Annotated in this window: 26 protein-coding genes; 11 read left to right on the top strand and 15 right to left on the bottom strand. The window is 66.4% G+C overall.

The genetic code is table 11. The features are described 5' to 3' along the window. Window positions 1–49: 49 nt before the first annotated feature. The 6 genes from WA675_RS16150 to WA675_RS16125 all read left to right on the top strand — a co-directional run bounded on the left by WA675_RS16150 (window position 50) and on the right by WA675_RS16125 (window position 7190). A complete protein-coding gene (locus WA675_RS16150; RefSeq protein ID WP_336085300.1) occupies window positions 50–2599 on the top strand; it encodes an FHA domain-containing protein in 2550 nt (849 codons plus the stop codon). 67 nt (window positions 2600–2666) lie between these two features. Then, the gene (locus WA675_RS16145; RefSeq protein ID WP_336085299.1) at window positions 2667–3983 is read left to right on the top strand and encodes a hypothetical protein; all 1317 of its coding nucleotides are present in this window, start codon (window positions 2667–2669) and stop codon (window positions 3981–3983) included. A gap of 168 nt (window positions 3984–4151) precedes the next feature. Then, window positions 4152–4595: a 50S ribosomal protein L13 gene (gene rplM, locus WA675_RS16140; RefSeq protein ID WP_022567307.1), complete on the top strand. Its 444-nt coding sequence runs from the start codon at window positions 4152–4154 to the stop codon at window positions 4593–4595. Then, entirely contained in the window at window positions 4592–5110 is a 519-nt protein-coding gene (gene rpsI / locus WA675_RS16135; RefSeq protein WP_336085298.1) for a 30S ribosomal protein S9, read from the top strand. Before rplM ends, rpsI begins: the two co-directional genes overlap by 4 nt. A gap of 167 nt (window positions 5111–5277) precedes the next feature. After that, window positions 5278–6615: a phosphoglucosamine mutase gene (gene glmM, locus WA675_RS16130; protein WP_336085297.1), complete on the top strand. Its 1338-nt coding sequence runs from the start codon at window positions 5278–5280 to the stop codon at window positions 6613–6615. A gap of 221 nt (window positions 6616–6836) precedes the next feature. Further along, window positions 6837–7190 carry a hypothetical protein gene (locus tag WA675_RS16125; protein ID WP_336085296.1) on the top strand — a complete coding sequence of 118 codons (354 nt, stop codon included), beginning with the start codon at window positions 6837–6839 and terminating at the stop codon, window positions 7188–7190. Between the two features lie 47 nt (window positions 7191–7237). On the opposite strand, the gene WA675_RS16120 is transcribed toward WA675_RS16125, so the two are convergent. Both WA675_RS16120 and WA675_RS16115 read right to left on the bottom strand, forming a co-directional pair. Beyond that, window positions 7238–7663, bottom strand: a complete 426-nt coding sequence (locus WA675_RS16120; RefSeq protein WP_336085295.1) for a hypothetical protein — start codon at window positions 7661–7663, stop codon at window positions 7238–7240. A 4-nt stretch (window positions 7664–7667) separates the two neighbouring features. Continuing rightward, window positions 7668–9254 carry an ABC-F family ATP-binding cassette domain-containing protein gene (locus tag WA675_RS16115; protein WP_442945642.1) on the bottom strand — a complete coding sequence of 529 codons (1587 nt, stop codon included), beginning with the start codon at window positions 9252–9254 and terminating at the stop codon, window positions 7668–7670. Window positions 9255–9455: 201 nt separating this feature from the next. Between WA675_RS16115 and WA675_RS16110 the strand changes: the two genes are divergently transcribed. The 5 genes from WA675_RS16110 to WA675_RS16090 all read left to right on the top strand — a co-directional run bounded on the left by WA675_RS16110 (window position 9456) and on the right by WA675_RS16090 (window position 12407). Then, window positions 9456–9647, top strand: a complete 192-nt coding sequence (locus tag WA675_RS16110) for a PspC domain-containing protein (RefSeq protein WP_336085293.1) — start codon at window positions 9456–9458, stop codon at window positions 9645–9647. A gap of 92 nt (window positions 9648–9739) precedes the next feature. Beyond that, window positions 9740–10045, top strand: coding sequence for a DUF6802 family protein (locus WA675_RS16105; RefSeq protein WP_336085292.1), 306 nt, complete (start codon window positions 9740–9742; stop codon window positions 10043–10045). Between the two features lie 95 nt (window positions 10046–10140). After that, complete coding sequence (locus tag WA675_RS16100) at window positions 10141–10710, top strand: DUF3558 family protein (protein WP_336085291.1); 570 nt, start codon at window positions 10141–10143, stop codon at window positions 10708–10710. A gap of 39 nt (window positions 10711–10749) precedes the next feature. Then, a complete protein-coding gene (locus tag WA675_RS16095) occupies window positions 10750–11952 on the top strand; it encodes a hypothetical protein (protein ID WP_336085290.1) in 1203 nt (400 codons plus the stop codon). Then, window positions 11949–12407 carry a hypothetical protein gene (locus tag WA675_RS16090; protein WP_336085289.1) on the top strand — a complete coding sequence of 153 codons (459 nt, stop codon included), beginning with the start codon at window positions 11949–11951 and terminating at the stop codon, window positions 12405–12407. Before WA675_RS16095 ends, WA675_RS16090 begins: the two co-directional genes overlap by 4 nt. 163 nt (window positions 12408–12570) lie before the next feature. Here the strand turns inward: WA675_RS16090 and WA675_RS16085 are convergent, their stop codons facing one another. The 13 genes from WA675_RS16085 to WA675_RS27400 all read right to left on the bottom strand — a co-directional run bounded on the left by WA675_RS16085 (window position 12571) and on the right by WA675_RS27400 (window position 24349). Beyond that, the gene (locus WA675_RS16085; RefSeq protein WP_336085288.1) at window positions 12571–13188 is read right to left on the bottom strand and encodes a hypothetical protein; all 618 of its coding nucleotides are present in this window, start codon (window positions 13186–13188) and stop codon (window positions 12571–12573) included. Next, the gene (locus WA675_RS16080) at window positions 13185–13697 is read right to left on the bottom strand and encodes a hypothetical protein (RefSeq protein ID WP_336085287.1); all 513 of its coding nucleotides are present in this window, start codon (window positions 13695–13697) and stop codon (window positions 13185–13187) included. The genes WA675_RS16085 and WA675_RS16080 overlap by 4 nt, the downstream gene beginning before the upstream one ends. Further along, the gene (locus WA675_RS16075; RefSeq protein WP_336085286.1) at window positions 13694–14437 is read right to left on the bottom strand and encodes a WXG100 family type VII secretion target; all 744 of its coding nucleotides are present in this window, start codon (window positions 14435–14437) and stop codon (window positions 13694–13696) included. Before WA675_RS16075 ends, WA675_RS16080 begins: the two co-directional genes overlap by 4 nt. Next, entirely contained in the window at window positions 14434–14757 is a 324-nt protein-coding gene (locus tag WA675_RS16070) for a type VII secretion target (RefSeq protein WP_336085284.1), read from the bottom strand. The genes WA675_RS16075 and WA675_RS16070 overlap by 4 nt, the downstream gene beginning before the upstream one ends. A 65-nt stretch (window positions 14758–14822) precedes the next feature. Beyond that, window positions 14823–15593 (bottom strand): ESX secretion-associated protein EspG, encoded by a 771-nt coding sequence (locus tag WA675_RS16065; protein WP_336085282.1) that lies wholly within the window; start codon window positions 15591–15593, stop codon window positions 14823–14825. Continuing rightward, complete coding sequence (locus tag WA675_RS16060; protein WP_336085280.1) at window positions 15586–16749, bottom strand: WXG100 family type VII secretion target; 1164 nt, start codon at window positions 16747–16749, stop codon at window positions 15586–15588. The genes WA675_RS16065 and WA675_RS16060 overlap by 8 nt, the downstream gene beginning before the upstream one ends. Beyond that, the gene (locus WA675_RS16055) at window positions 16749–17210 is read right to left on the bottom strand and encodes a hypothetical protein (protein WP_336085278.1); all 462 of its coding nucleotides are present in this window, start codon (window positions 17208–17210) and stop codon (window positions 16749–16751) included. The genes WA675_RS16060 and WA675_RS16055 overlap by 1 nt, the downstream gene beginning before the upstream one ends. A 27-nt stretch (window positions 17211–17237) precedes the next feature. Next, entirely contained in the window at window positions 17238–17798 is a 561-nt protein-coding gene (locus tag WA675_RS16050) for a DUF3558 domain-containing protein (protein WP_336085276.1), read from the bottom strand. 122 nt (window positions 17799–17920) lie between these two features. Beyond that, on the bottom strand, window positions 17921–18466 hold the full coding sequence (locus tag WA675_RS16045) for a hypothetical protein (protein ID WP_336085274.1): 546 nt from the start codon (window positions 18464–18466) through the stop codon (window positions 17921–17923). Further along, complete coding sequence (locus WA675_RS16040) at window positions 18463–20040, bottom strand: hypothetical protein (protein WP_336085273.1); 1578 nt, start codon at window positions 20038–20040, stop codon at window positions 18463–18465. Before WA675_RS16040 ends, WA675_RS16045 begins: the two co-directional genes overlap by 4 nt. Beyond that, window positions 20037–20354: a hypothetical protein gene (locus WA675_RS16035; RefSeq protein ID WP_336085272.1), complete on the bottom strand. Its 318-nt coding sequence runs from the start codon at window positions 20352–20354 to the stop codon at window positions 20037–20039. Before WA675_RS16035 ends, WA675_RS16040 begins: the two co-directional genes overlap by 4 nt. 484 nt (window positions 20355–20838) lie before the next feature. Next, entirely contained in the window at window positions 20839–24159 is a 3321-nt protein-coding gene (locus WA675_RS16030; protein ID WP_336085270.1) for a DEAD/DEAH box helicase, read from the bottom strand. Further along, complete coding sequence (locus WA675_RS27400; RefSeq protein ID WP_442945638.1) at window positions 24083–24349, bottom strand: DEAD/DEAH box helicase family protein; 267 nt, start codon at window positions 24347–24349, stop codon at window positions 24083–24085. The genes WA675_RS16030 and WA675_RS27400 overlap by 77 nt, the downstream gene beginning before the upstream one ends. Between the last annotated feature and the right edge of the window lie 74 nt (window positions 24350–24423).

The following is a 24423-nucleotide window of genomic DNA, read 5'->3' as shown; positions in this document are numbered from 1 at the left end:
CGTCTCGGGGGCACCGCCGATGTCCGGGCGATGGCATAGTATCCGCTCCATGTCTTCACCGGGGGCGCAGACCATCACCGTGCGCCATGATGGAACCGAACGAGTCTTCGAAGCGAGCCAGCAGATCACCATGGGCCGTGCGCCCGAGGTCACCCTGTTCGTGGACAGTCCGCTGGTCTCGCGCGTGCACGCCACCCTGCGCTTCCAGAACGGCGCGTGGGTGCTCGCCGACAACGGCAGTACCAACGGCGTCTTCGTCGACGCGCGCAGGCTGAACCAGCCCGTCTCGATCGACCGGCCGACCCAGGTCCGCCTGGGCGACGCGATCACCGGCCCGCTGCTGCACCTGGTCCCGGCCGCGCTGGGGTCGCGGCACGCGGCGACGGTGCTCGCGCCGCCGTCGCAGCCACAACCACCGCAGCAGCAACAGCCCCGGCCGCCGCAACGTCCGCAGTTCCCGCCGCCCTCGCGGCCGAATCCGCAAGCCCAGCGGCCCCAGCAGCCGCACCAGCCGCCGCAGTACGTCCCGACCTCGCAGCTGCCCTCGCAACCGATGGCGCCGCAGGACAACATCAACATGACCCGCCGCGCCGACTCCTCGATGCTGCCGCCGGTGCGCAAGGCGGCCTCGACCGAACCGGTCGCGCGGGGCGACCGCATTCCCGCGGGCGGCCTGAGCATCGGCCGTACCTCCGACAACCAGATCGTGGTCAACGATCCGCTGGCCTCGCGCAGGCACGCGCGGCTGGTGTCCTCCTCGGAGGGCCTGGTCATCGAGGATCTCGGCTCGGCCAACGGCACCTTCGTCAACGGTCATCGCCAGCAGCGCACCGTGCTGCGCGAGCGCGACATCGTCACCATCGGCAATATCGACTTCGTCGTCACCCAGGGCGCGCTGACGCACCGGCAGAAGCCGGTCGCCGAGCTGGGCCTGACGGTGCACGGGGTCGGCTTCACCGTCGAGGGCAACAAGCAGTTGCTCGTCGACGTCAACATGCAGGCGGGGCGCGGCACGCTCACCGCGCTGATCGGCCCCTCCGGCGCGGGTAAGTCGACGCTGTCGAAGCTGATCGCGGGCAATACCCAGCCCTCCGGCGGTGTGGTCACCTTCGAGGGCCGCAACCTGCACGCCGAGTACGAGGCGCTGCGTTCGCGTATCGGCATGGTCCCGCAGGACGACGTGCTGCACCGTCAGCTCACCGTGCGCCAGGCCCTCGGCTTCGCCGCCGAACTGCGGCTGCCGCCGGACACCACCAAGGCCGACCGCCAGCAGGTGATCGACGGCGTGCTCAAAGAACTCTCGCTCACCCAGCACGCCGATACCCGCGTCGACCGGCTCTCCGGTGGTCAGCGCAAGCGCGCCTCGGTGGCGATGGAGCTGCTCACCGGTCCCTCGCTGCTGATCCTCGACGAGCCCACCTCGGGCCTCGACCCGGCGCTGGACCGCCAGGTCATGCAGATGCTGCGCGAACTGGCCGACGCCGGTCGCGTGGTGATCGTGGTGACCCACTCGGTGGCCTGCTTGGACATGTGTGACCAGGTGGTGCTGCTGGCCCCCGGCGGCAAGACCGCCTTCGCCGGTCATCCGGGTGGTGTCGGCGCCGCGCTCGGCACCAGCGACTGGGCCGAGATCTTCGCGAATGTGGCCGCCAATCCGGACCAAGCCTTCGCGGCCTATCGCTCGCGGCAGGCCTATGTGCCGCCGCCACCGCCCGCGCCACCGCAACGCGGCAGCATGGGCGCGCCGCCGCAGTCCAACGGCATGCGGCAGTTCTCGACGCTGGTGCGCAGGCAGCTGCGGCTGATCTTCGCCGACCGCGGGTACCTGGCGTTCCTGGTGGTGCTGCCGTTCATCCTCGGCGCGCTGTCGCTGGTGGTGCCGGGCAAGAACGGTTTCGCCGCGGGCGCGCTGGTCGCCCAGGCCGACGGGTCCTTCGCGCGCTCCGGCGGCAGCGAGACCCAGCAGCTGCTGGTGGTGCTCATCCTCGGCGCCTGCTTCATGGGTGCCACGCTGAGCGTGCGTGACCTGGTCGGCGAGCGGTCGATCTTCCACCGCGAACGCGCGGTCGGGCTGATGCCCTCGGCGTATCTGCTGGCCAAGATCGCGGTGTTCAGCGTGGTCGCGTTCCTGCAGTCGGCGGTGCTGATCGGCATCACCCTGATCGGCAAGAAGCCGCCGGGCGACGGGTCGCTGATCCCCAACGGCAGCATCGAGCTCTACCTCGATATCGCGATGACCGCCGTGTGCTGTGTGGTGTTCGGCCTGCTGATGTCGAGCCTGGCCAAGTCCAACGAGCAGGTCATGCCGATGCTCGTGGTGATGATCATGGTGCAGCTGGTGATGGCCGGTGGCCTGATCCCGGTCACCGACCGCGTCGGCCTCGAGCAGGTGTCGTACCTGTTCCCGGCTCGCTGGGGCTATGCCGCCGGTGCCTCGACGGTGAACCTGACGGAGATCTTCTGGGGCGCCCAGGACGATCCGCTCTGGAAACACACCATCGGTATCTGGATCCTCGACATCGTGATGGTCATCGTGATCACCGCGGTGCTGGCGGCGATCACCTGGACCCGCCTGCGACTGAAGAAGACCCAGTCGTGAGCCAGGTCAGAGCGCTATCCGCGGGCACGATGCGCGTGTCGTCCGCCGACCGGGCACACTTGAGCCTGTGACCGTTCGAGTTGGCGCCCTGCACCTGGGGTGGGATGTGGTGTCCGTCGCCGCCGGTGGCGGAGACACGCCGATCCGCCCGGTTCAGGTCGAGGGCACCTATACCCCGCCTGCCTATCTGCTCGCCGACGCGGCGGGCAGGCTGCACACCGCCGGTGTCGACCGGCAGCGACCCGACCTGGGGATGGCGATCGCCGACGTGCGCGACATCCTCGGGCACCCGCAGATCGTGATCGCCGGGGCGACCTGGCCCGCCGAACTGGTGTTCCGGGCCCGGCTCTACAACCCGCTGGCCGCGATCGGCAAGTACCTGCGCGGCAAGCCGCAGCTGGTCGCGCTGCCGTATCCGGACAGCTGGCCCGACGAGAAGGTCGAGGTGTACGCGGCGCTGGTCGAGCAGCTCGACGTCACCGTCGAGCCGCTGCCGGAGAGCGTCGCGCTGTCCGGGTACGTGCGGGCGCTCGGCCTGGTGTCGCCGCCGAGCGAGCGGCACCGCACCGGCGTCGGCGCCACCGGCGTGTACTCCGACGGCCGCACGCTGCTGGTGGTCGCGGTGCACGGGGACGACGAACAGCCCACCGAATCGGTGGAGGTCTCGGTCAGCGCCGAGGCGCTGCGCGATGCCCGCTCGGCCGACAATGTGGTGATCGAGGCGATGGCCGCGGCCCGCTCGATCGGCGCCGACACCTCGACGGTGCTGCTCGCGGGCAATGTCTGCTTCAACGACGCGCTGCGGCTGGCCTTCCAGAACCACCTCGGCCAGCGCCTGCACGTGGCCGACCATCCGATGCACGCGCTGGTGCTCGGCGCGTCGCATCTGCTGGTCACCGAGCCGTTCGACGAGGACGAGTACGAGGAACCCCAGCACCCCGGCGCGGCCTACGCCGCCCAGGTGGGCTGGGGCGCGCAGCCCTCGGCCCCGCCCGCGGCCCAGCCGCCGGGCCCGGCCGGGTTCGTCGCCGGTCCGCCCGCCCAGCCGCAGAGCGCGCCCCGGCACGCCCTCGATGACGAGGACGACCGCCGCGGCAAGCTCATCGGCAAGGTGAAGAAGGGCTTCTTCGGTGCCCCGGCCGTGGCGGGCGCGCTCGCGCTGGCGGCCACCGGCTGGCAGGCCGACGTGGTCACCACCACCGCCGACGCGGGCAACTGCGCGTTCACCCCCTACGCCAACACCGTCCCGCCGGAGGGCATCGCGACCGCGGGTGCCCGCCTGGTCGGCGACCGGACCTGCGTGGCGCCCGGCATCGACACCCTGCGCTACCTGATCCCGGGCACCGCGGGCGCGACCGACCCCGGACCGCCGGTGGTCATCTAGCCGATTGTGGGTCGGTGATACGCGGCTGGTATCGTGGCTCGCTGGCGTGTGGAACGCCGAACCGTTCGCGGATCGGTGTGTCCTCGAAGCTCCGGGTCTCCACCAGCCGCCGGGGCAGCTCGAACCACACCCGTGGCTGGCAACACCGACGACAGACAGGGAACGACTGTGCCTACGTACAGCCCCAAGGCGGGTGACGTGACCCGTAAGTGGTACGTCATCGACGCCACTGACGTAGTCCTCGGCCGTCTCGCCGTGCAGGCCGCTGGCCTGCTGCGCGGCAAGGGCAAGCCGACCTACGCCCCGCACGTCGATGGTGGCGACTTCGTCATCATCATCAACGCGGACAAGGTTGCCATCTCCGGCAACAAAAAGCAGGACAAGCTCATCCACCACCACAGCGGACACCCGGGCGGCCTCAAGTCGCGCACTGTCGGCGAGGTGTTGGCGACCCGTCCCGATCGTCTCGTGGAGAAGGCCGTCAAGGGCATGATCCCGAAGAACAAGCTGGGCAACGCGATCGCGGGCAAGCTGAAGGTCTACGCAGGCCCGAACCACCCCCACGCCGCGCAGCAGCCGGTTCCGTTCGAGATCAAGCAGGTGGCCCAGTGACCGCTCCTGAAGAGTTCACCAACGAAGAGTTCGACGTGGCCGAGGAGGCCGTGGTCGAGGTCGTCGAAGACGGCGAAGGCTACGAGGCCGAGTACGTCGAGGAGACCGAGTTCGCGCCGATCGTCATCGATCGCCCGGTGCAGACCGTCGGCCGCCGCAAGGAAGCCGTCGTCCGCGTGCGCCTGGTGCCCGGTTCGGGCAACTTCGAGCTCAACGGCCGCTCCATCGAGGACTACTTCCCGAACAAGGTGCACCAGCAGCTGGTGAAGTCCCCGCTGGTCACCGTCGAGCGTGTCGAGTCCTTCGACATCTACGCTCGCCTGGTCGGTGGCGGCCCGTCGGGTCAGGCTGGCGCGCTGCGTCTGGCCATCGCCCGCGCGCTGATCGAGGTCACCCCGGAGGATCGCCCCGCGCTCAAGCGCGCTGGCTTCCTGACGCGTGACCCGCGTGCCACCGAGCGCAAGAAGTACGGCCTCAAGAAGGCCCGTAAGGCGCCTCAGTACTCGAAGCGCTGATTTACGCACTGCCGACCACGGTCGTTCGCTTACGCTAGGTATGCTCCCTGCGCGAGCGGGGACGAGACCACAGGTCGGCGGAGCACGTGTGCGAGAGCAGGCTTCCAGCACGGCTGGTCGCCTGCTCTCGTGCTGTATTCGGGGACCTACTACCAGTAGAGGGTTTTATGGGACGGCTGTTCGGCACCGATGGTGTTCGTGGACTCGCCAACGAATCGTTGAGCCCGGAACTGGCGATGCGCGTCGCCGGTGCGGCGGCACAGGTGCTCTCGCGCGGCAAGAAGCGCGCGGTCGCCGTGGTCGGCCGCGATCCGCGGGCCAGCGGCGAGATGCTCGAGGCGGCGGTGACCGCGGGTCTGACCTCGGCCGGTGTCGACGTGCTCTCGGTGGGCGTGCTGCCCACCCCGGCCGTGGCCTACCTGACCGGCCTCTACGACGCGTGCTTCGGCGTGATGATCTCCGCCTCGCACAACCCCATGCCCGACAACGGGATCAAGATCTTCGCCGCGGGCGGGCACAAGCTCGACGACGCGGTCGAACAGCGCATCGAGGCCCAGATCACCGACGGTGTCACCGTGCGCCCCACCGGCGCTGGCATCGGCCGGGTGCGCGGCGACTACACCGTCGAGGGCACCCACGAACGCTATGTCGAGCACCTGCTCGAATCCACCGGTCAGGACCTGTCCGGGCTCACCGTCGTCGTCGACTGCGCGCACGGCGCGGCCGCCGAGGTGGCCCCGCAGGTCTACCGGGAGGCGGGCGCGACGGTGATCGCGATCAACGCCGAACCCACCGGCCTCAATATCAACGACGGCTGCGGTTCCACGCACCTGGACGCGGTGCGGCGCGCGGTCCGCGAGCACGGCGCCGACCTGGGCATCGCCCTCGACGGCGACGCCGACCGCTGCCTCGCGGTCGACGCGGCGGGCGAGGTCGTCGACGGTGACGCCATCATGGCCGTGCTGGCGCTGGCCATGCGCGAATCCGGCGAGCTCGTCGGTGACACCCTGGTCGCCACCGTGATGAGCAATCTCGGCCTGCACATCGCCATGCGCGCCGCCGGGATCTCGATGGTCACCGCGGCCGTGGGCGACCGCTACGTGCTCGAGGAACTGCGTCGCGGCGGCTACAGCCTCGGCGGCGAGCAGTCGGGGCACGTGGTGTTCCCGCGCTACGGCACCACCGGTGACGGCGTGCTCACCGGCCTGCGCCTGATGGCGCGGATGGCCCAGACCCGCCGCACCCTGGCCGAACTGGCCTCGGTGATGACCACCGTGCCGCAGGTGCTGGTGAACGTGCCGGTCAGCGACAAGGCCGCCGTGGCCGCCGCGCCGGAGGTGCGCGAGGCGGTCGCCGAGGCCGAGCGCATGCTCGGCGAGACGGGCCGGGTCCTGTTGCGGCCCAGCGGAACCGAGCAGCTGGTGCGGGTGATGGTGGAGGCCACCGATCCCGAGCAGGCGCATCAGCTGGCCGACGACCTCGCCAAACGAGTCGCGGCGGTCTGAGCCGATCCGACCGGCGTAATCGTGCATTCTGTCGCGTCGCACGCGTGATATCGATTGGGCGCGGCCGAATCGCACGCTGACGCCGGTCGACCTGGTGGCGTGTCCGGGCAGGCCCATCTACTATCGGCGTACGCCATCAGGACCTGTGTGCTCGTGGCGCGTGTGCTGCTAGGCGCAGGCGGATGATTTGGCGCGCAGCACTATTCGAAGGGGGACGGGTCATGCTGCCTGCTCGCAACTACGGTGGTCAGTATTACGAGTACGGCGAGGCCGACCAGCCGCACCGCTGCGGCGGCGCCTGCGGGCGACCCGGCTGCCGCGAAGTGCCGCAGGGCTATTCGCACACCGTGCCCATCCGCGACGAGGGCTACGGCCAGCCGGAGTTCTACGAACCGGCACCCGCGCAGCCGCAGCGAAGCCCCCACGCGCCGCCCCGGGCCCCGCGCTCGCGCTCGCTCATCACGGTCGTCGCGGTTCTGCTGACCACCGCGCTGGCCGGACTGATCGGCGCCAAGCTCGGCTCCGATATCGACCTGTTCGGCGCTCCGGAAACGGCTGTGGTGCAGACGTTCTGACCACGGCCAGCTCCGAGTGGGCTGGCCCGTTCTGTCCGGCTTCGCGCTCAGAACTGACCGGCGAGGAAGCCGGTGAACAGCACGAGGAAACCGCCGACCTCACCCGCGATCAGCCCGTACATGGACAGTCGCAGCGCGGCGGGGACAGCGCCCGCGAACTGGTTGGTGGTGTCGCGGCGCGCGCCGTGCAGGACATAACTGGCGATCGCGCCGACGAAGAACGCGAGCACGATCAGGTCGGCGATCAGGTTCACCGCCGTCGGCCAGGCGCTGAGCTCGGTGAACACCGCCAGCAGCACCCCGGCGAAGGAATACATCAGCGCCGCGCGGTGCGCGATGTCGACATACACGTGTGCCACGCCGCTGGGCGAGGTACGGATGCCGTGGTACTTCCACACCCCGAGCAGCAGGGCGCTGAGGAAGATCAGCCCGGTGACGAGCAGGGTGAGACGGGTATCGATCCCCAGGTCCATCGTTCTATCCTTCGGTGAGCGTGCCCGCGGCCATGTGCCAGCGACGGGTCGCGCGAACAGAATCCAGCATGCGGCGGTCGTGTGTCACCAGAATCAATGTGCCGGTGAAGGATTCGACGGCCTGTTCGAGCTGTTCGATGGCGGGCAGGTCCAGGTGGTTGGTCGGTTCGTCGAGCACGAGCAGGTTCACCCCGCGCGCCTGGAGCAGCGCCAGGGCGGCGCGGGTGCGTTCGCCGGGGGAGAGGGTGTCGCAGGCGCGGGTCACGTGCGGGCCGCGCAGGCCGAACTTCGCCAGCAGGGTGCGCACGTCGGCGTCGGGCCAGTCCGGCATGGCGGCGCCGAAGGTGGCGGCCAGCGGTTCCGGGCCGCGGAAGAGTCCGCGCGCCTGGTCGACCTCGCCGATCAGCACGCCCGAACCGAGCGCGGCCGTGCCGGAATCGGGGGCGATCTTGCCGAGCAGCAGGCCGAGCAGGGTGGACTTGCCCGAGCCGTTCGCGCCGGTGAGCACGATCCGGTCGGCCCAGTCGATCTGGGTGGTGATCGGGCCGAGAGTGAACTCGCCCCGGCGCACCACCGCGTTCGCCGCCGTGGCCACCACCGCGCCGCTGCGGGGTGCGGTCGCGATCGACATCCGCAGCTCCCACTCCTTGCGCGGCTCCTCGACCACCTCGAGCCGCTCGATCCGGCGCTGGGTCTGGCGGGCCTTGGCCGCCTGCTTCTCGGTGGACTCGGCGCGGGTCTTGCGGCCCATCTTGTCCGAATCGCCCTTGCCCTTGCGGCGCGCGTTGCGCACCCCGTGCTCGAGCCAGTTGCGCTGCATCTGCGCGCGCGCCTCCAAACCCGCTTTGGTGTCGGCGAATTCGTCATAGGCCTCGCGGGCGTGCCTGCGCGCGATCTCACGCTCGGCCAGATACGCCTCGTAGCCGCCGTCGTAGAGCCCCACCTGCTGCTGGGCCAGATCCAGCTCCAGCACCTGATTCACGGTGCGCGCCAGGAACTCCCGGTCGTGGCTGATCACCATCAGCGGCACCCGCACCCCCGTGACGAAGCGTTCCAGCCGGTCCAGGCCGTCCAGATCGAGATCGTTGGTCGGCTCGTCGAGCAGCAGGATGTCGAAGCGCGACAACAACACCGAGGCCAGCCCCGCCCGCGCGGCCTGCCCACCCGACAGCCCCGTCATCGGCGTGGCCAGCCCGCTCGCCAGCCCGTCGGTGAGCCCCAGCTCGGCGGCCACCTCCTCGGCCCGCTGATCCAGATCGGCCCCGCCCAGCGCCAGCCAGTGCTCCAGCGCGGGGGAGTAGTCGTCGTCCCCGCCCTCGCCGAGCCGCTCGGCCGCCTCGTCCATCACCCGCTGTGCCTGCGCGACCCCGGTGCGCCGCGCCAGGAACTCCAGCACCGTCTCGCCCTCGATCCGCTCCGGCTCCTGCGCCAGATACCCGACCGTCGCGTCCGGCGGGCTCAACGAGATGGCCCCTTCGCCCGGCGCCCGCTCGGCCAGCATCCGCAGCAGCGTCGACTTCCCCGCGCCGTTCACCCCCACCAGCCCGATCACATCACCGGGCGCGAGGGTGAAATCGAGGTCGGCGAACAGTGTCCGCTCGGCATGGCCCGCGGACAGACCGGTCGCTTGCAAGGTGGCACTCACCGGGGTGATTCTGCCCGTCTCGGGGTCCGACCCTGAGGCCGGGGCGGGTGGAAATCAGGGTGCGTATCGGTCCTGCTACCGATGCGGGTACCCGCTCTTCCCCGGCACAGTGGAGTCATCACCCGCCCCGATAGGAAGGCGCCAACCATGACCGCCCCCGCCCGCCGCTTCACCCGTTCGACCAGCGACTCCTGGATCGCAGGCGTCTGCGGTGGGATCGCGGAGTACTTCGGCTGGAACGCCAACGTCGTCCGCCTGCTCTTCGTCCTGTCCTGCCTGCTGCCCGGTCCCCAGTTCCTGCTCTACCTGCTGCTGTGGGTGATCATGCCGAAGAAGTAGGCCCCGACCGCCCCGTGGAGGGCTCGCGGATGACAGGATGGTGACAGACATTGCCGCACTCTCGTCCGCGAGTTTTCCGTTGAGGAGGAGTCATGGTCACCTCGGGCGATTTCGGCCTCGGCCTGCCCGATATCGATGCCCACTCGCCACTGAACGACCTCGGTCCCGTCGAGCTGGATCATCCGAGCCAGGACCTCGACGGCGACGGCGTCGTCGACTCCATCACCGACACCACCCCCGACTCGACCAGTATCTGGTCCGACTACGACCACGACGGCTTCGCCGACCACGTCACCGTCGTCGAGGGTGACGGCGATTACGCGGCCTGGGAGTACCACCGTCATCCCGACGGCACCTCGGAATGGCGCCGCACCGACCAGGGCAATCTGGAGCGCTGAACCACGCGTCCCACATCGCCGCTGTTGTTTGCGCGCGTAACGACCGTCTGCTTGAATCGGTGGCAACGCAGCCTATTTCAGACAGGAGGAGTCTCGTGGTTCGTCCTGCACCTGCTCTCTACACGTTTGTCGTCGCGATGTCGGTCGCGGGCTTCGTCATGGGCTGCAGTTCTGGCGAATCCAGCAGTGACACAACGCCGTCCACGAGTGTCGCCGTTGAAGGTGAACCCGTGTCTGCGATTCCGGCCGTGTTCGAAGGCTTGGATCCGTGCGCGCTGGTGTCGGTGGAGGAGGCGCGAGAGGCCACCGGTTCGTCGAGTATCGGAGCTCCGAGACGGATTGTGGCCGGTGGGCAATCCGGCTCGATGGTCGCCTGTTCGTGGCGACCAGGCAACGACTTGGGGATTCAGCTGTCGTTCACCGCACCGCCGACCTCACCTGCTAGCGATCTAGATCAGGTATGGACGGATGAACTCGGGCATCCCGCCCGGGTGAACACGATCTCGGGTGCGTGCCATGCGTACGTCTGGTACGGCGACGATCGCATGGTTGATTTGAAGATCTATCCGCCCGCGGAACAACGATCATCGTCTCTTGAAGATGACGTGTGTGCCCGTCAGAAGGGCTTTCTCGAACAGGTTTTCGCAAAGGTTCCTTGGAATTAGCATCGACCGCTAGGGCACGATCCCTGGAGGGGGACAACCGTGGGGACAACCTTCAAAGCTGCAGCTGGGGAAATTGCCGGGCTGGGCAATCTGATCGATGAAATCGGCAGTAGCGCCGACTATCTCACGCGCACAAGCGGGATCATGGGCGGGCCGGCGACCGACGGCTACACCGGCATCATGCAGTTGCTTGTCACGCCGCTGACCTCGCTGCGAGACGCGACGAGTGGTCGCCAGCGAAAGATGACGACAGTCCTCCAGAACACAGGCGTCGAGCTCAACAAGGCTGCGTGGATGTATGTCGACCAGGACGTCAAGAATTACGCGGCACTGAATGCTCATACCAATGGGATCGATACCGGCGATCCTAATGCGGAGGAGCAGGGCGCCACTGAAGACTTCGTTGACGCAGTGCCGTATCAGGGTCCGGAGACGATTTCGGTTCCTGCCTGCACGGTCTCGGTTCCGCCCAATCTCAATGAGATCCTGTCTCAGGGAAATGAATGGGTCCAGGATATTCTGGACTACTTCAGCGAGATCGGCTACAACCCGCTCACTGATGTGCTCGAGAAGATCGCCGGGAACTGGAACGACTTGCGGCGTATTGGTGGGGTCCACAAGGAAGTTGGCGACAATTTCGAAAAATGTGGGTTGAATCTGGAGTGGGGCAGGACGACTGTCGACTCGCATTGGGATGGGCAAGCTTCGACCAGCTTCCAGGACTTCGCGGCCCGACTGTCCGCTGGAATGCGGTGGGAAGGACCGGTCGGCAGACTGATCTGCCTGGCGCTCGAGCGAGTCGCCGACGAGATCGAAAAGGCCGTCACGGAAGCCGTCAACAAGATCATCGATGTGCTGAAGAGTCAGGTCGATGTCAAGGGTGTCAAGTCGACCCTCAAGTTCGCCATGAAGAAGGTTCCGGTCATCGGATGGGCGTACCAGCTCGGTGACATAGCCCTTCAGCTCAAAACGGTGATGGATCACGTGATGCAATTGGTCGAATCCATCGAAACCACGGTCGACGCAGTCAAAGACTTCATCGAATTCGTCAAGGATCCGGTCGGCAATGTCGAGCAGGGTCTGGAAGCCAAGCTGCAGCCGATCACCGATAAGATCGAAGACGCTCAGCAAAAGGCGGCCATGGCGCAGGATATAGCTGCGGCAGGAAACATCGAAACGATCAAGAACAAGCCGGATTCGGCCTACGAGGTCGGCAGCGGAACGCAACCATGGGATTCATGATGAGCAACCCGGTCGGAGATGCAGACCCGCAACAGCTGCGAGCGTTCCAGCGCTTGATGGGAGCGGTCGATGCGCTGTCGACCCTCCGAATCCGTAGTGAGAATATGACCGTGGACGAGTTGTGCGCTGTTCCGGTCACCGACGACTTCATGAATCGCCTAGCGGCATCTCCCACCGCGTCGGCGGCATTGCAGGCGTACGCCCAGCGCGTGGCCTTCGGCGAAGCACGCTGGAACGACATAGAGTTGTGGGCCGACCCGCAGCCGCCAGAGGTCGCGGAGTTGAAGGCATCGCCGCGCCACGAGTGGCTCTACCACCCAGCCCCCAGGCCGACACCGCCCGCTGAACCTGTTCGGGCTCTGACCTACGGCACAGTCTTCCGTCGCGGCCAAATCGTCGGACCGAGCGATTGGGACGATGATGACGACAATCAGCCCCGGTCTTGGCTGGTCTGACCTACCGCGAAATCTCAGCGCCCTGCCGGGTCGCCTTCCATTTGGGCGGCCGAGGGAAATGGTGACTTAGGTCGTCTGGGAGTACCACCGAATTCTGACGGCACATTGGAATGGCGCAGCGCCGTGGAGCGCTGGCACACCGCCCGCTCGGTGCGGGCGAGGCTCAGCCGTCGGTATTCGCGGCGATGCGTTCGAGGAAGCGTGGGTGAGCGTGGAACGCGACCGAGCCACGATCCTCGGTGCGGCGTGCGCGCCAGGCGGGCCGCGCCTGGTTGAAGAACAGGACTGTGAGCAGCAAGCCGACGGGGATCCAGCCGGGGAAGATGCCGAAGGCGAAGTATTTGACGAGGTGGGTGGCCCCCTGCTGGGCCGACGCCAGCGCCCCGATCACCATCAGCAGGCCGACGAACACCATTGCCAGGCACAGGAACTGAAACACGCCCACACGCAGTCGGCAGCGGCGGCACGTGGGTAGGCTCACGTCGAGGATGGCATCCGCCTGCGGCTGCGGTCCCCCCATCCCGGGCAGGTACCCACGCCTACCGAGCCGCCTGCCGAGCCCGCGCCAGAAGACTGCGGCGGACTGATACTCCGCCGTCCCGCAGAAGGTGATACTGGCTGCGAATCGATCACCGGTTTCCCTGCCGTGCTGCAGGCAGAGCGGGGGAAGCTCATCGACCAACGCGAGCCTCGTGAGCCCTCGTCGGTCCAATGGGTTGCTTCCGGCCGCACTCAGCGTCGTCGGCAGCACCACCTCCGATTTGTGCCCGAAGGGCGTCACGAAAGCCAGCCTCGTTGATTGCGTTCCTGGAAGTACAGGTCGTCCTCGTCGAGGTCATCCGGGGTGACGACGCGGTCGCGATTCGGCTTACGCGTTCCCGAGATGACGTGCTGGTTCGACGGAGCATGCTGTTGGGATTGCGGATACGGGTCCCCACTGGGCCCGCCGGATTTCGCCGCGGAAGCTTCGGCCGCGGCTTCCCGCTCCAGCTCACGACGGGTGCGCTCGAGTTCGGCCCTGCCCTGCTCGACCTCCCGAGCGCGCTCCTCATCCGACATCGCGTGGTATTTCGCCAGGGCATCCGGAACCGCGGCATCGAGAAGGCGATTGAACGCGTCACCGTTCGCGAGATCCCGAGCACTGCTGCGACCGGCCAGGATGTCACTGATCTGCCGCCGCAGGGCGGGGTCACCGGTGCCACGCGCGATGGTCCGGAGCGCATCACCGACCTGCCGTGATACCGCGGCATCGCCTCGAGCGACGTCGAGAATCGGCTCTTGTTCCTTCATGAGACACCAGGGTGGTCATACCCGCCACCAGGGACTTGGGGGAGTGAGGTGCCGCTGAGCATGGCGGCGCCGCCGACGACGACGGAAGCCGCGGCCTCGGTCTTCATCACCCAGGTGGTCAAGGTACCCAGCGCGTCCTGCCAGCGCTCGATGATCATGGCGATCTCGAACGCGCTGGAGGCGATCGCGGCCGCCGACCCCACCGCACCGATTCCGGTACTCGCCATCACCGCCGACGCGGCGTACTTGATCGCCAGAATGATGACGTAGTCGAATACTTCCTGCAGCATGCCGCAGACGACCTGTGCCATGGCGTAGGACGAGAGCGAGTATTCCTCGATCGTGGTGCTGATGTCTTTCAGCGCACTCGCCTGGGTCGATATCGCCGCAGTGAGTTCCTTGAAGTAGTCCATGGCGGAATCGGCGGCATTGCCGTCCCAGGTCTCGTTGGCAGTCCGCGCCGCCTGCGAGACGTCCAACTTGTACGACACCAGGTAATCGGACAGATTGCCGATCGCTGTTCCGGCCTTTTGCATGGCCTCCCAGTCACCACTGATCGAATTCGTGGTGTAGGTCAGCGGGTCGTACCCGATCGTGGACTTCAGCACGTAGTTGATCCAGTACGACGGCGAAACCGCGTTACCGTTGATGATCAGCTCGACCAGATCCGGAATCGGATCGCTGGGCTGCGGATCGGCGAGTTTGCTGACCGGGGAGTCGGTTACTGTACTGCCGGTCATTTGGTGCCGTCCACGTAGGTTGCGTCTAGCGCGGCCGCGTTGGCGTAGTCCGTCGTCCGGTACATCTGCGCGGCCTTCGTCAGTTCAGCCGACGATCCCTGGGTAGCGGTGCCCAGCGATGCCAGGTTCGTTTCCAGTTCGCCGAGCAGCTGATTCAGCGTCCCCGCGATCGTCGGGAACAACAACCCACCGGTATCGGCATCGACCTTCAGCCAGCTCTGCGCGTACGGAGCCGCCTTGGCATGGTCGTTCGCCAGCGTCGTCAAGACGCCGGCGAACGTATCCAGCTTGTCCGGCTCAACTTTGAGTTCTTTTGTCATTGCCTACCTTCATCATGCAGTCGTGCGAAGATCCGAACCAGCTCAGAGCGGGCCCGCTTCCGGGGTTACCACGCGTGTTCGTTCTCGCGTTCGCGCAGCCTGGTCGTGGTTCGGTCGATCCAGGTCGTCAGAAGGGCTCGCATGTCGTCGCCGGAGGCCGGTTGGACTTTGACCTGATCGCGGTTTCGCTGGAGCACGTAGCGGCCGTCATCGATGACATCGAACCATTGCGCGTCGAACCAGGAATCGGCCCTGGCTTCAAGCGGGCCGGGGAGCAGCTCGACGAATCCGCCGCCGTCGAGTGGCCGGTCGAGGATCCGTTCGAACTGCTTGCGCGGCGAATCCCGGTAGCTGTCGTTGCCGCGGTCTCGCCGTGTGGGGGCGATGTCGTCGGCGTAGAACACTTGTCCCGGCACTCGCCCCGCGGCGAACTCGGGCAGCAGGTTCGCGACTCGGGCGGGGAGATTACCCGGTCGGAGCAACCTGCACCGGATGCGTTCTTCGACATCATCGGTGACTGCTTGGGACAGCAGCACCGCGTGGTGAGCTGTTTGGGCGGCGAGAAGCCGGTATGTCCTCAGCTTGCTGCCGCCCAGTCGCGTCGACTGGCCGACAATCCTGACCTGCAGGTCGCAGTTGCTGAGCGTATGGAAGGCGAGCTGGATCAGCTCGGTCTCCTCACGGTCATACCGTGCGCGCACAGCTTCTCGATGCACACGTTCCTCGGCGATGGTCGGAATCCGGCTCGTGTAGCCGAGTGGCCGCGGAAAGCGATCGTGTGCCTCGCTCAACCAGAGCGCGGCGAAATCGTCGGGTTCCCATGTCCAGTCACTCATTGAAGTCTCCGCCGATCACACCACCGTTGATCGTGCGTGGCATCTCGCCGAGCAGCTCCTCGGTGTTCTCCATGGTCTTCAGCCAGTCCGGGATCTGATGGGTCTCGTCGTCTTCCGATTTGCCGCCGCCGCGGCCGCCGCCCATGCCACCCATGCCTGCGGCGCCCGCTCGACCGGCGGCGCCCGCCGCCGTCGCCGTGACACCGGCGGGTACCTTCGCCACCCCGGCCGGTGAGCCGGGGACAGCGGCACCGGGGGTGCCTGCGTTCGGGGTTCCAGCACCGCCTGGGCTGCCACCGCCGGGCGAACCACCACTGGGCGAACCGGGCGAACCAGGACTCGGCGATCCGGCGGGTGTGGTCCCGGCGGGGGTGGTATCCGGGGTGGTCGCGGGTGTCGTCGAGTCCGGCGACTCCGGCTCCTCGGTCGTCGACGGATTCGTCTCGTCATTGCCGGGATCGTCAGTATCGGGTTCTTCGGTGGTCGTGGGTTCTTCCGTGGTCGCCGGGTCCTCGGTGGTCGGCTGGCCGTTCGTGCCCGCGGGGTTCGTGTTGTTGCCACCACCGTTACCGTCGCCGTTGTCTCCTGTGTCGCCACCGGTCGGCTTCCAGGAGGTGAGGGGTGAGGTAGGACTCTCCGGATGCGGCAGTACCGGGATCTGCTGATCGGCGGCGGTGAAGCTGGTGACGTAGTAGTTCTGCATCGCCTCGCGCGCCTTGTCGCGGGCGTCTTCGATCGAGGAAAGCGATCGCTTTCCGCCGAACCAGCTATCGATATTGAAGGGGTTCGACGTCGAGTTCTCGGGCTCGTCGACATTGAGCCGGGTGTTGTCCACGCCGGTGACGGTGGTGGTGACCTGCTGCGCCAGAGCGTTCAACGCCGGAGTGAGTTCCAGCGCCCGAGTTGCGTAGTCGGCGATGGCGTTCTGTGATGCCGTCGCGGCGGCGCCTTCCCAGGCCGATGTGCTCGACCGGCGAATCCTGGCCGCGAACGTTTCTACCGCGGCGGACCAATCCGATGCAAGTTTCTGGTATTCGGATCGTGCGTTGTTCGCTTCGGTTGTTTCCAGCGGGTTGAAGGCTCGATAGATGGCCCAGTGTGCCCAAGTGTCAGGCTTTTCCGGGCTGCCGATGCGAGCGTTCTCGGTACCAGCCATCAGGCCTTGCCCTCCGTCGATCCGATGGCTGAGGGGGGAACGTTCGCGGAAAGCTCGTTGTAGCGGGCGGCGAATTCCTCGTCCTGTGCCATGTAGCGTTTTGCGATCTCGCGGTGGATATCGCGGATGTCGACAACGATATCGTAGTGCTGCTGGAGGATATCGGCGACATTGTTTGCGGAATCGGTGGCGGCACCGGTCTTTCCGGCCTTACCGCGGAACCAGCCCACCAATGTTGCAGCCGACGACAAACCTTCGGTAGATTCGCCGAGCCCCCATTTTTCGCGGCTGGCGATAGCTTGAGCCTGAGTCTGCATACTGATTATCTCGTCGAGAAATGCGGTGCAGTCTCGCTCCATATATACGAACTCGTCTGCGTTGACTCGGATGTCGGGACTGAAAGATACAGTCAATCCACCGTTCTTGGCTTCCTGAACCAGGCTTTCTAGCGGTGTTGCCACGGGTCCCCTCCCATTGTCGACGACGGATTAGCTAGCTGAGTTAATTGTTGGTGCGAGCATATTCGCAAGATCTTTTGCGATATCGCATGGATGGCGGTGGCCGGATTTTTCTCGATTCGGCTGGTTCCCAATCGAAATCTCCATGCTACCGTTCTTCATCTCGACATTTATATCGCACCATTTATCGGCCTGGGCGGGCTTGTAGTGGGTGATTGCCTGACGGCCATCGATGGTCAGTTCCTCGCCGACAGTGACCTCGGAATTCTCACGAACCTGCTGGATAGTGATGGTCGACACGGTTATCGCTGCACCGTAGCCGCCGGACTGCACCCATCGGCAACCCAGCCACTTGTTGGCGCCCGTTGTCCACCCGTCGTCCTTCTTGGGGTTCTTCAACTCTTCCGTGTCGATCACCGACTGCGGCAGATCGCATCCATCGAACCCGGTGGGCAGCACCGATTCCGGCGTTGTGGCCGCCGCCGAAGTGCTCGGTTGCGTTTCCCCGTCGCTCCCCGAGCTGCATCCGCCGACGAGGCTCGAAATCGCCGCGCCGACGACCAGTGTTCGTACGACTGCACCGCGGTTCATCGATGATCTACTCCTCGTTCCGGTCACGGGCCGGTCCGCTCCCGCCCCGGCCTGGAATTTACACCACGACCTGCGGCTCGCCATCTCGGCGCCGAGTCGTTGTAGCTTACGAATGCTCACGCCTAACCGAACCAATTCTTTCCGCGGAAGTACTCACTCTCCTGGTCGTAGCCGTCGTAGTCGACCGGCTCGACGACTGCCGCCGCTCGTCGCGCCGCGATCGAGCGCGCGATCGCTTCGCGTGCCTCGTATTGCTCGGCTTCGCGGCGCGCGGCCTCGTCGTCTGACTGCGGCGGCCCGGGCACGGCAACTGGCGGGGCCGTGGGGGCGAAGCGCTGCTCGGTGGCTCGGGGTGCGGCGGCTTGGACTTCGCTGTTGGTTGTGACCGGCCAGCGTTGCTCTGCCGGTGCCGGAGCGACCCACTCGCGTCGTGCTGCCTCACGACGGAGGATCTCGTCGCTATCCGGCTCGGGCTGGACGGCCCGTGCGGCGGCCTCTTCCTCTGCTGCCCGTTCTTCCGCTGCCCGCTGTTCGGCTGCTTGCGCGGCGGCGAGCAACGCATCGCCTTTGGCTTGCAGGCGCGCGCGTTCGTCTTCGAACTCGACACGCAGCATGCGTACTCGGCGGAGATGTTCGGCGACCAGGTCTTCGATCGGGGAGTTGCTCACAGCGGTCCTGCTTCCGCGAGTTCGGCGCCGGTATCAGCCGGGGCCTCCGGCTCGGGGTCGGCGAGCGGTACCGACCAATGCTCGATGTCGGACGCCTGACCGGAGTTGTTGGCCGGAGTTCCGGGACGTGCTGAAACGGTCTCCGAGGCAGAGGTTTCTCCGGTGCTGCCATCGTTGGTGGCTTCGCCGTGCACGGCGGGCGTGCTTGGTTCTTCGGCCTCCACCGGGGCGGCACTGTCGGTCACCACCGGGATGCCGTTCTCGTTCAGGGTGAGGCCGTACTCGTGGGCGGTGCCCGCCGAGTCGGTGGTGGTGAGCTTGAGTTGTCCGTCGTCGCCGGTCTCCAAGCTGAGAGTCGTCCCGGCGATGGTGAACTCGGTGGAGCCGTTCCCGCTGAACAAGGCGCTGAGCTGCTCGATTCCGCTGGTGATTGATGTTCCGAGCGAACTGAGGCCCGTGCCGATCGACTGTGCGATGGACTCTGCCGTATCGGTCGACCCCGACGTGAGGCTCGACAGTTCGCTGGCCACCGAGCTCAGCGTCGAGAGTCCGCTCGAGACGGTCGACAGCAAGCTGCTCAGGTCGGTCGACGTGTCGTCGTCGTCGTCATCATCATCGGTGGTCGTGGGCTTCTTACCCGAAGTGTCCGTCTTCGTATCGTCGGTGGTCGTATCCGGAGTAGTACCGGCCGCGGTGGTCTTGTCGCCGGTGGAGGTGTCACCACCGGATGGATTGCCCGTCGACGGCGTTTCCTTCGTGGGATTATCCGGTGCCGCGGCATCCTGTGGCATCGGGTATGCGGCAGCTTCCACATCGCCCAGCGCGGTGGTTGCCTGTTTGAAGGCTTCGCGAACTACGGTGGAGGTTTCTTTGCATACCTCCTCGAAATGCAGAACGGTGGCTTCGACCTGCGGGACGAACACATCGCGTAGGAATGTCATCTGATAATCGACACTGTCCGCGGTTTTAATACAATTCTTGATAGTTTCGATTAGAAACGTTTCGTTGCGGCCCTCCATCTTGAAGTCAGCGGTGCCCGCGGGGCGGTAGTACCCTTTGACGTCCGATGCCTTCTCGGAAACAATGTTGCGAAGGGCTGTGGCGAGCTCGCTCAATTCGCGAGAAGCAATGCGTGCGGAGTTGTAGTCCGCGTCAGCTCGCCGAACCTGCTCGTTGAGCATGGTGAAAGCCGCATCACCGGCGTCGCCTTGCCATATGCTCTGGATCGCGTTCCGCTGAGTTTGCTGCTTCTCCAATTCGGTATAGAGCTTCGGCAGAGTGGATGCGAGCAACGTAGACATGCGTTCGATCGCCTCGATGTCCATGTCTCTCTCTGCGTCATAGAGCGCACACAGTTGGCTGTACTCGCGCGCGGCGATCTCAGCCTTTCCGAGGTTGTATTTTTCGAGGCATTGCCGGTACAACGGCAGATAGTTCTCGAAGTATTCGAGCCCATCGTCACCGTCGTCGAGAATTTTGTTCGTATTCCCGGCCGAGCCCGATACGCTGTGTTCCCAGTCGGAGTTTCTCTTTCCTTCGGTGACAACGCCCGCTTCGTTCGCTGACCACGTCATCCGAGATTCACCCCGGCTGCCGTGATCTTGGTGACGTTGGCATCGTCTACCGACGAGTACGTGTTCGCGCTGGTCGTATAGGTGTTGCCGGACTTGGTGATCGCTGTCTCCCAGTTGGTCAGCCAGGCGCCGATGTTCACGATCTCGGCACCGAGCTTGGCGCCCTCGTCACCGTAGCCGCGGCCTGCCTGCTTCGCGGTGAAGGACCACCCGCTGATGTCCTTGTTGAGCGTCTTGATCGTGCCCCCCGAAGTGGTCAGATTGCCGCCGAGCTTGCGTAGCTGCTCCGGATCGACCTTCACGTGACTACCCATTCGGACCCCTCCCTTGCTGTACATCACTGCACGGTTGTCGGCTACATCGTAGTCTCGGGCCCCGGAGGACTACACCCTTCGGTGCGGCCTACCTGGGACGCGTTCGGATACCCCGACCGGGCGAAGCGACATCGCCAGGACCCGGCCGCAGACTCCTGGCTGCTCACCCGCGGATGCAACCCGCCACTACCTCTTCAGACGCATCCCGGCGCCGATCGGTTCCAATCAATCTGACACGGGTTTTCTCGCCGCCACTTCGGCTCGCTCGTTCTCGCGCGCCCGGGGAGATCGCGCTGCCGTGGCGAGCCACTTGCAGTTCGGAGGGGCGGCGGCCGAGTGAGCCGATCGTGGTGGCGAACTGGGCCGGGAAAACTTGACCGGCCGGTCCCGCAGGGGTGCGACATCTTCGTTCGGCTGCATTATGTGACGGATCGTGTGGTCGTGTGGTGTGTGCTGTGGTTTGATGTCTGCTCGGGTCGACGCTTCATGGCGGCCGGACGACATCCCATTCCATCCCGAGGGCGTTGAGCACGGCGATCTGGTCGTCAGGGAGTGTGCCTGCACGAAAAGATCTGCGTTGGACAACAATCCAGCTACCGAGCGGAAACCCGTCCGTGGTGAGGAGCCGCTGGGGGACTCGGCTATGGCCATGCTCCGCCTGGAACTCGGTTAGCGCGGTCAGCCCCCTGTCCCACCGCGCTGACCGCGGGTCCCATTCGATGCCGAGTTGGGTGAGTTCCCGCACCCGCTGCGAGGTCAGGCGGCCGTCTCGATGTCGCTGCCGGATACCGCGCAACCAGTTCCCGAGGCGGAACCCCGCGCTGGTGACATGTGTGCCGGGGACACGGCAATGGCCGTGTTCGTCCCGGTAAGCGCGCAGTGCCTCGAACCCGGTTCGAAAGGCGGCGTCGAGCGGCCGCCATTCGATGCCTAGTGTTTCGAGCTGCCGCGTCCGTTCAGGCGTCAGATTGCCGTCGGCCCAGTCGTGGCGGCGGTGCTGCAGCCATTTGCCGAGGAATTGGCCATCGGCGGTGCGGAAGGAGTCGGGGATACGAAGGTGCCCGTGCTCGGCGTGGAATGCCCGCGCGCCGGCCAGGCCGCGCTCCCACATCGCCTCGAGTCGTGGATCGCGGCGCCGACGATCGGCGGGGTCGATTCCGAGGGAACGAAGCTGCGTGATCTGCTCGGGGCCGAGCGATCCGTCACGGTGACGGCGTCGCTGAGCTGCCAGCCACGAACCCAGCCGGTGGCCGTCGCGCGTCACGAAGGTGTGTGGAACCTCAGCCGTTCCGTTCTCAGCAAGGTAGTTGGCGAGTTCGGTGATCCCGCGTGCCCAGCCATTGCGAAGTGGCGTACCTGCGTCCACGTCGGGAGCGGGTGCTCGTTTGCGGCTGGCACGTTGCCGATCGAGATCCACACCGACTGTGCGCAGCTCGGTCTCCTGTGCATCGGTGAGCTCACCGATGCGGTAGGCGCGACGGCACCGGGAAGCAAAATTCGACAGGTAGCGATATCCGCCGGGTGTCACGTACGACCCAGGCGGGTTGGCGTGGCTGTGGATCGCGGCGAATTCGCCGAGCTCGGCGAGGCGCTGTTCCCACTGGAACCATCGTCGGTGGCCGGGCGCGCGGCGCTCGAACTGGACCCCGAGTTCGGTGAGCACGCGTGCGCGGTCGGCGGAGAGCGCGCCGGATCGGTAATCGGTGCGCCATCCGATCAGCCATTTTCCGACCGGGTCGCCGGATTCGGTGACGAAGCTGCCGGGCATGTCGAGATGACCATTGGCCGCCTTGTACTCGCGCAATGCGGCCGTCCCGACCAGCCACTGCCGGGTCTCCCGTCGGGCTGGTCCCGGCCGCTTGGGTCTGGGGGCCCTGGTCGGCTTTTCCTTCCAGCTCGCGTCGAGATCGTCCAAGGCCGCGAGGCGGTCCGCTGCGAGCTTTCCGTTCTGGTAGTCCTTGCGCCGCAGCGATACCCAGTTGCCGAGGTGGAGGCCGTCGGGAGTGCGATACGGGTACGGGACTCGCGCGTGTCCATGCGCGGCGTGATAGATGCGTAGCGCGGCCAGACCCGTCTCCCACGCCGCGGCCCGAGCGGTATTCGCCGGATGCCAATCCATGCCGAACGACTCGAGGAACTCGACGCGTTCGGGACGTAGTCGTCCGGCGCGGTGATCGGCGCGGCGGTTGCTCATCCACAACCCGAACTTGAATCCCGCCTCGGTCACGTAGTCGTCCGGGACCCGCGCATGTCCGTGTTCGGCATAGAACGCGCGCAGCGCGTCGCTGCCGAGCTGCCAGCTTTCGGAACGGGCATGGCCGGTGCGACGCTGCCAGTCGACGCCGAGGGCTTCCAGCCGCGCGATCCGGTCGGCAGGCAGCAGCCCGGCCCGATAGGCCTTCCGGCAATCCGAGAGCCACTGTCCCAACCCGCGCCCGTCGTCGGCGCGGAACCCGGCGGAGACGTCGGCATGCCCGTGCTCGCGATGGAAGGCCAGCAGGGCACCGTAGTGCTCCCACCACGACGATGTCGTCGCTTCCACGGTGCGCAGCATGATCGATTCCGAGAACTCGTGGCCGACCTGCGCGGGCACGCCGTCGACCTGCATCCACAGCGGCACCTTGTCGACATGATCGTGGGCACGAGCATGGCGCCACATGTTCTGTCGCCGGTTGTCCAGGTAGTCGGCGATCCGTTCGTCGTGTGCGCGCAAGGCTCGGACGACTCGCCAGACGGTGTCGAACTCCGAGCCCGACAAGGCGGCCGCCGGGCTTTCGCCTTCAGCGAGGAAGATCGGCACGATGATCGTGGCGACCTTGCCGTCGTTGTCGCCTCGGCGCAACGCACGCCCGACAGCCTGGACCACGTCGGTCGCCGAGTCGCGCGGGTCGGCGAACATCACCGCGTCCAACGCTGGGACGTCGACACCCTCGGACAGCACTCGCGCGTTGGATACGACAACCGTGTTGTCGCCGGGATTCTGCAAGTGGGCCAGGGTTCTGCGGCGGTGTTTCGGCGCGGTTTCGCCGCTGATCCAGTGCGCTCGTACTGGGTGCGGTGGGCGCTCGTCCGCGGGCATCAGTTCGATGGCTGTCCGCAATCCGGTCGCGAACTTGCGCGCACTCGCCACTCGGCCGTGGTAGGTGATCACGCGCCGCAGGCCGTAGTCACGGATCGCTTTCGACAGGGCGATCTGCATCGCGAGGGTTCGAGCTGGCAGCGCGCGCCCATCGATCGTGACGAGTCTCTCGTGTGCGGTGAGTGCGGCGACCTCGGCGTCGGTGACTGTCACCACTGCTACGCGGTAGTCGGCCAGCAGCCCGGATTCGATGGCGTGCGCGAACGGCAGGTGGAACACCTGGGGTCCGAACACGGACTCGTCGTCCATCGACACCGTTTCGGTGCCCCCGGCCGTCATGATCCGTGGCGTCGCGGTCAGATAGAGCCTGCGTTCGGCGCGGAGTGAGGTGTCCTGATGAACCTGCGCCCATGCTCCCCGCACACCGGCCGTGCGGTGGGCCTCATCGATCACGGCCAGTGCCCACGGACCGAGGTCGTGGTGCGCATGCGCCGCGAGGAGTACCGGCAGACTGGCGTACGTGGCCAGAACCGTCACCCGGCCTCGGTGACCGGCCAATTCGGCGACCTGCTGTGGGTCGGTGGTCACGGGGGCGGCCAGGACGCCCAGTTCGGCGCGCGCTCGCTCGGCGGAATCGGTCGCCTGCTGGTCACCGCATACCCCGACGATCAGACCAGCGGCGGCGCCGAGGTGGGTCGCGTAGGCGTGCGCGGTCTGCGCCAGCAATTCCAGGGTTGGGCACCAGCACCAGGACCCGACCGTGTGGCGCGATTCGACGCGAGGATTCGGCGCCCACGATCGTCTTTCCGGTACCACAGGCGGACACCGCCGTCGCCCGACCCGGCGTAGTCAGGGACGCGCAGATCTTCTCCACAGCCTCGGATTGATGCGGCCACAAGCCCCGCTCCGAACTCACAGCAACCCCACCATCACCGCAGACGATCCGGCCCGCATGCTCGAATCATCGTTCTATTCCGCTTGCAGCCTATC

The organism is Nocardia sp. SSK8, assembly GCF_037034205.1.
GTDB lineage: Bacteria > Actinomycetota > Actinomycetes > Mycobacteriales > Mycobacteriaceae > Nocardia.
This window is presented reverse-complemented; position numbering and strand designations above follow the sequence as displayed.

Excerpts from the sequence above, each read along its gene's own strand:
- WA675_RS16150 (WP_336085300.1), top strand. The coding sequence starts at position 50 with ATGTCTTCACCGGGGGCGCAGACCATCACCGTGCGCCATGATGGAACC.
- glmM (WP_336085297.1), top strand. The coding sequence starts at position 5,278 with ATGGGACGGCTGTTCGGCACCGATGGTGTTCGTGGACTCGCCAACGAA.
- WA675_RS16125 (WP_336085296.1), top strand. The coding sequence starts at position 6,837 with ATGCTGCCTGCTCGCAACTACGGTGGTCAGTATTACGAGTACGGCGAG.
- WA675_RS16120 (WP_336085295.1), bottom strand. The coding sequence starts at position 7,663 with ATGGACCTGGGGATCGATACCCGTCTCACCCTGCTCGTCACCGGGCTG.
- WA675_RS16110 (WP_336085293.1), top strand. The coding sequence starts at position 9,456 with ATGACCGCCCCCGCCCGCCGCTTCACCCGTTCGACCAGCGACTCCTGG.
- WA675_RS16105 (WP_336085292.1), top strand. The coding sequence starts at position 9,740 with ATGGTCACCTCGGGCGATTTCGGCCTCGGCCTGCCCGATATCGATGCC.
- WA675_RS16090 (WP_336085289.1), top strand. The coding sequence starts at position 11,949 with ATGATGAGCAACCCGGTCGGAGATGCAGACCCGCAACAGCTGCGAGCG.
- WA675_RS16080 (WP_336085287.1), bottom strand. The coding sequence starts at position 13,697 with ATGAAGGAACAAGAGCCGATTCTCGACGTCGCTCGAGGCGATGCCGCG.
- WA675_RS16075 (WP_336085286.1), bottom strand. The coding sequence starts at position 14,437 with ATGACCGGCAGTACAGTAACCGACTCCCCGGTCAGCAAACTCGCCGAT.
- WA675_RS16070 (WP_336085284.1), bottom strand. The coding sequence starts at position 14,757 with ATGACAAAAGAACTCAAAGTTGAGCCGGACAAGCTGGATACGTTCGCC.
- WA675_RS16065 (WP_336085282.1), bottom strand. The coding sequence starts at position 15,593 with ATGAGTGACTGGACATGGGAACCCGACGATTTCGCCGCGCTCTGGTTG.
- WA675_RS16060 (WP_336085280.1), bottom strand. The coding sequence starts at position 16,749 with ATGGCTGGTACCGAGAACGCTCGCATCGGCAGCCCGGAAAAGCCTGAC.
- WA675_RS16050 (WP_336085276.1), bottom strand. The coding sequence starts at position 17,798 with ATGAACCGCGGTGCAGTCGTACGAACACTGGTCGTCGGCGCGGCGATT.
- WA675_RS16040 (WP_336085273.1), bottom strand. The coding sequence starts at position 20,040 with ATGACGTGGTCAGCGAACGAAGCGGGCGTTGTCACCGAAGGAAAGAGA.
- WA675_RS16035 (WP_336085272.1), bottom strand. The coding sequence starts at position 20,354 with ATGGGTAGTCACGTGAAGGTCGATCCGGAGCAGCTACGCAAGCTCGGC.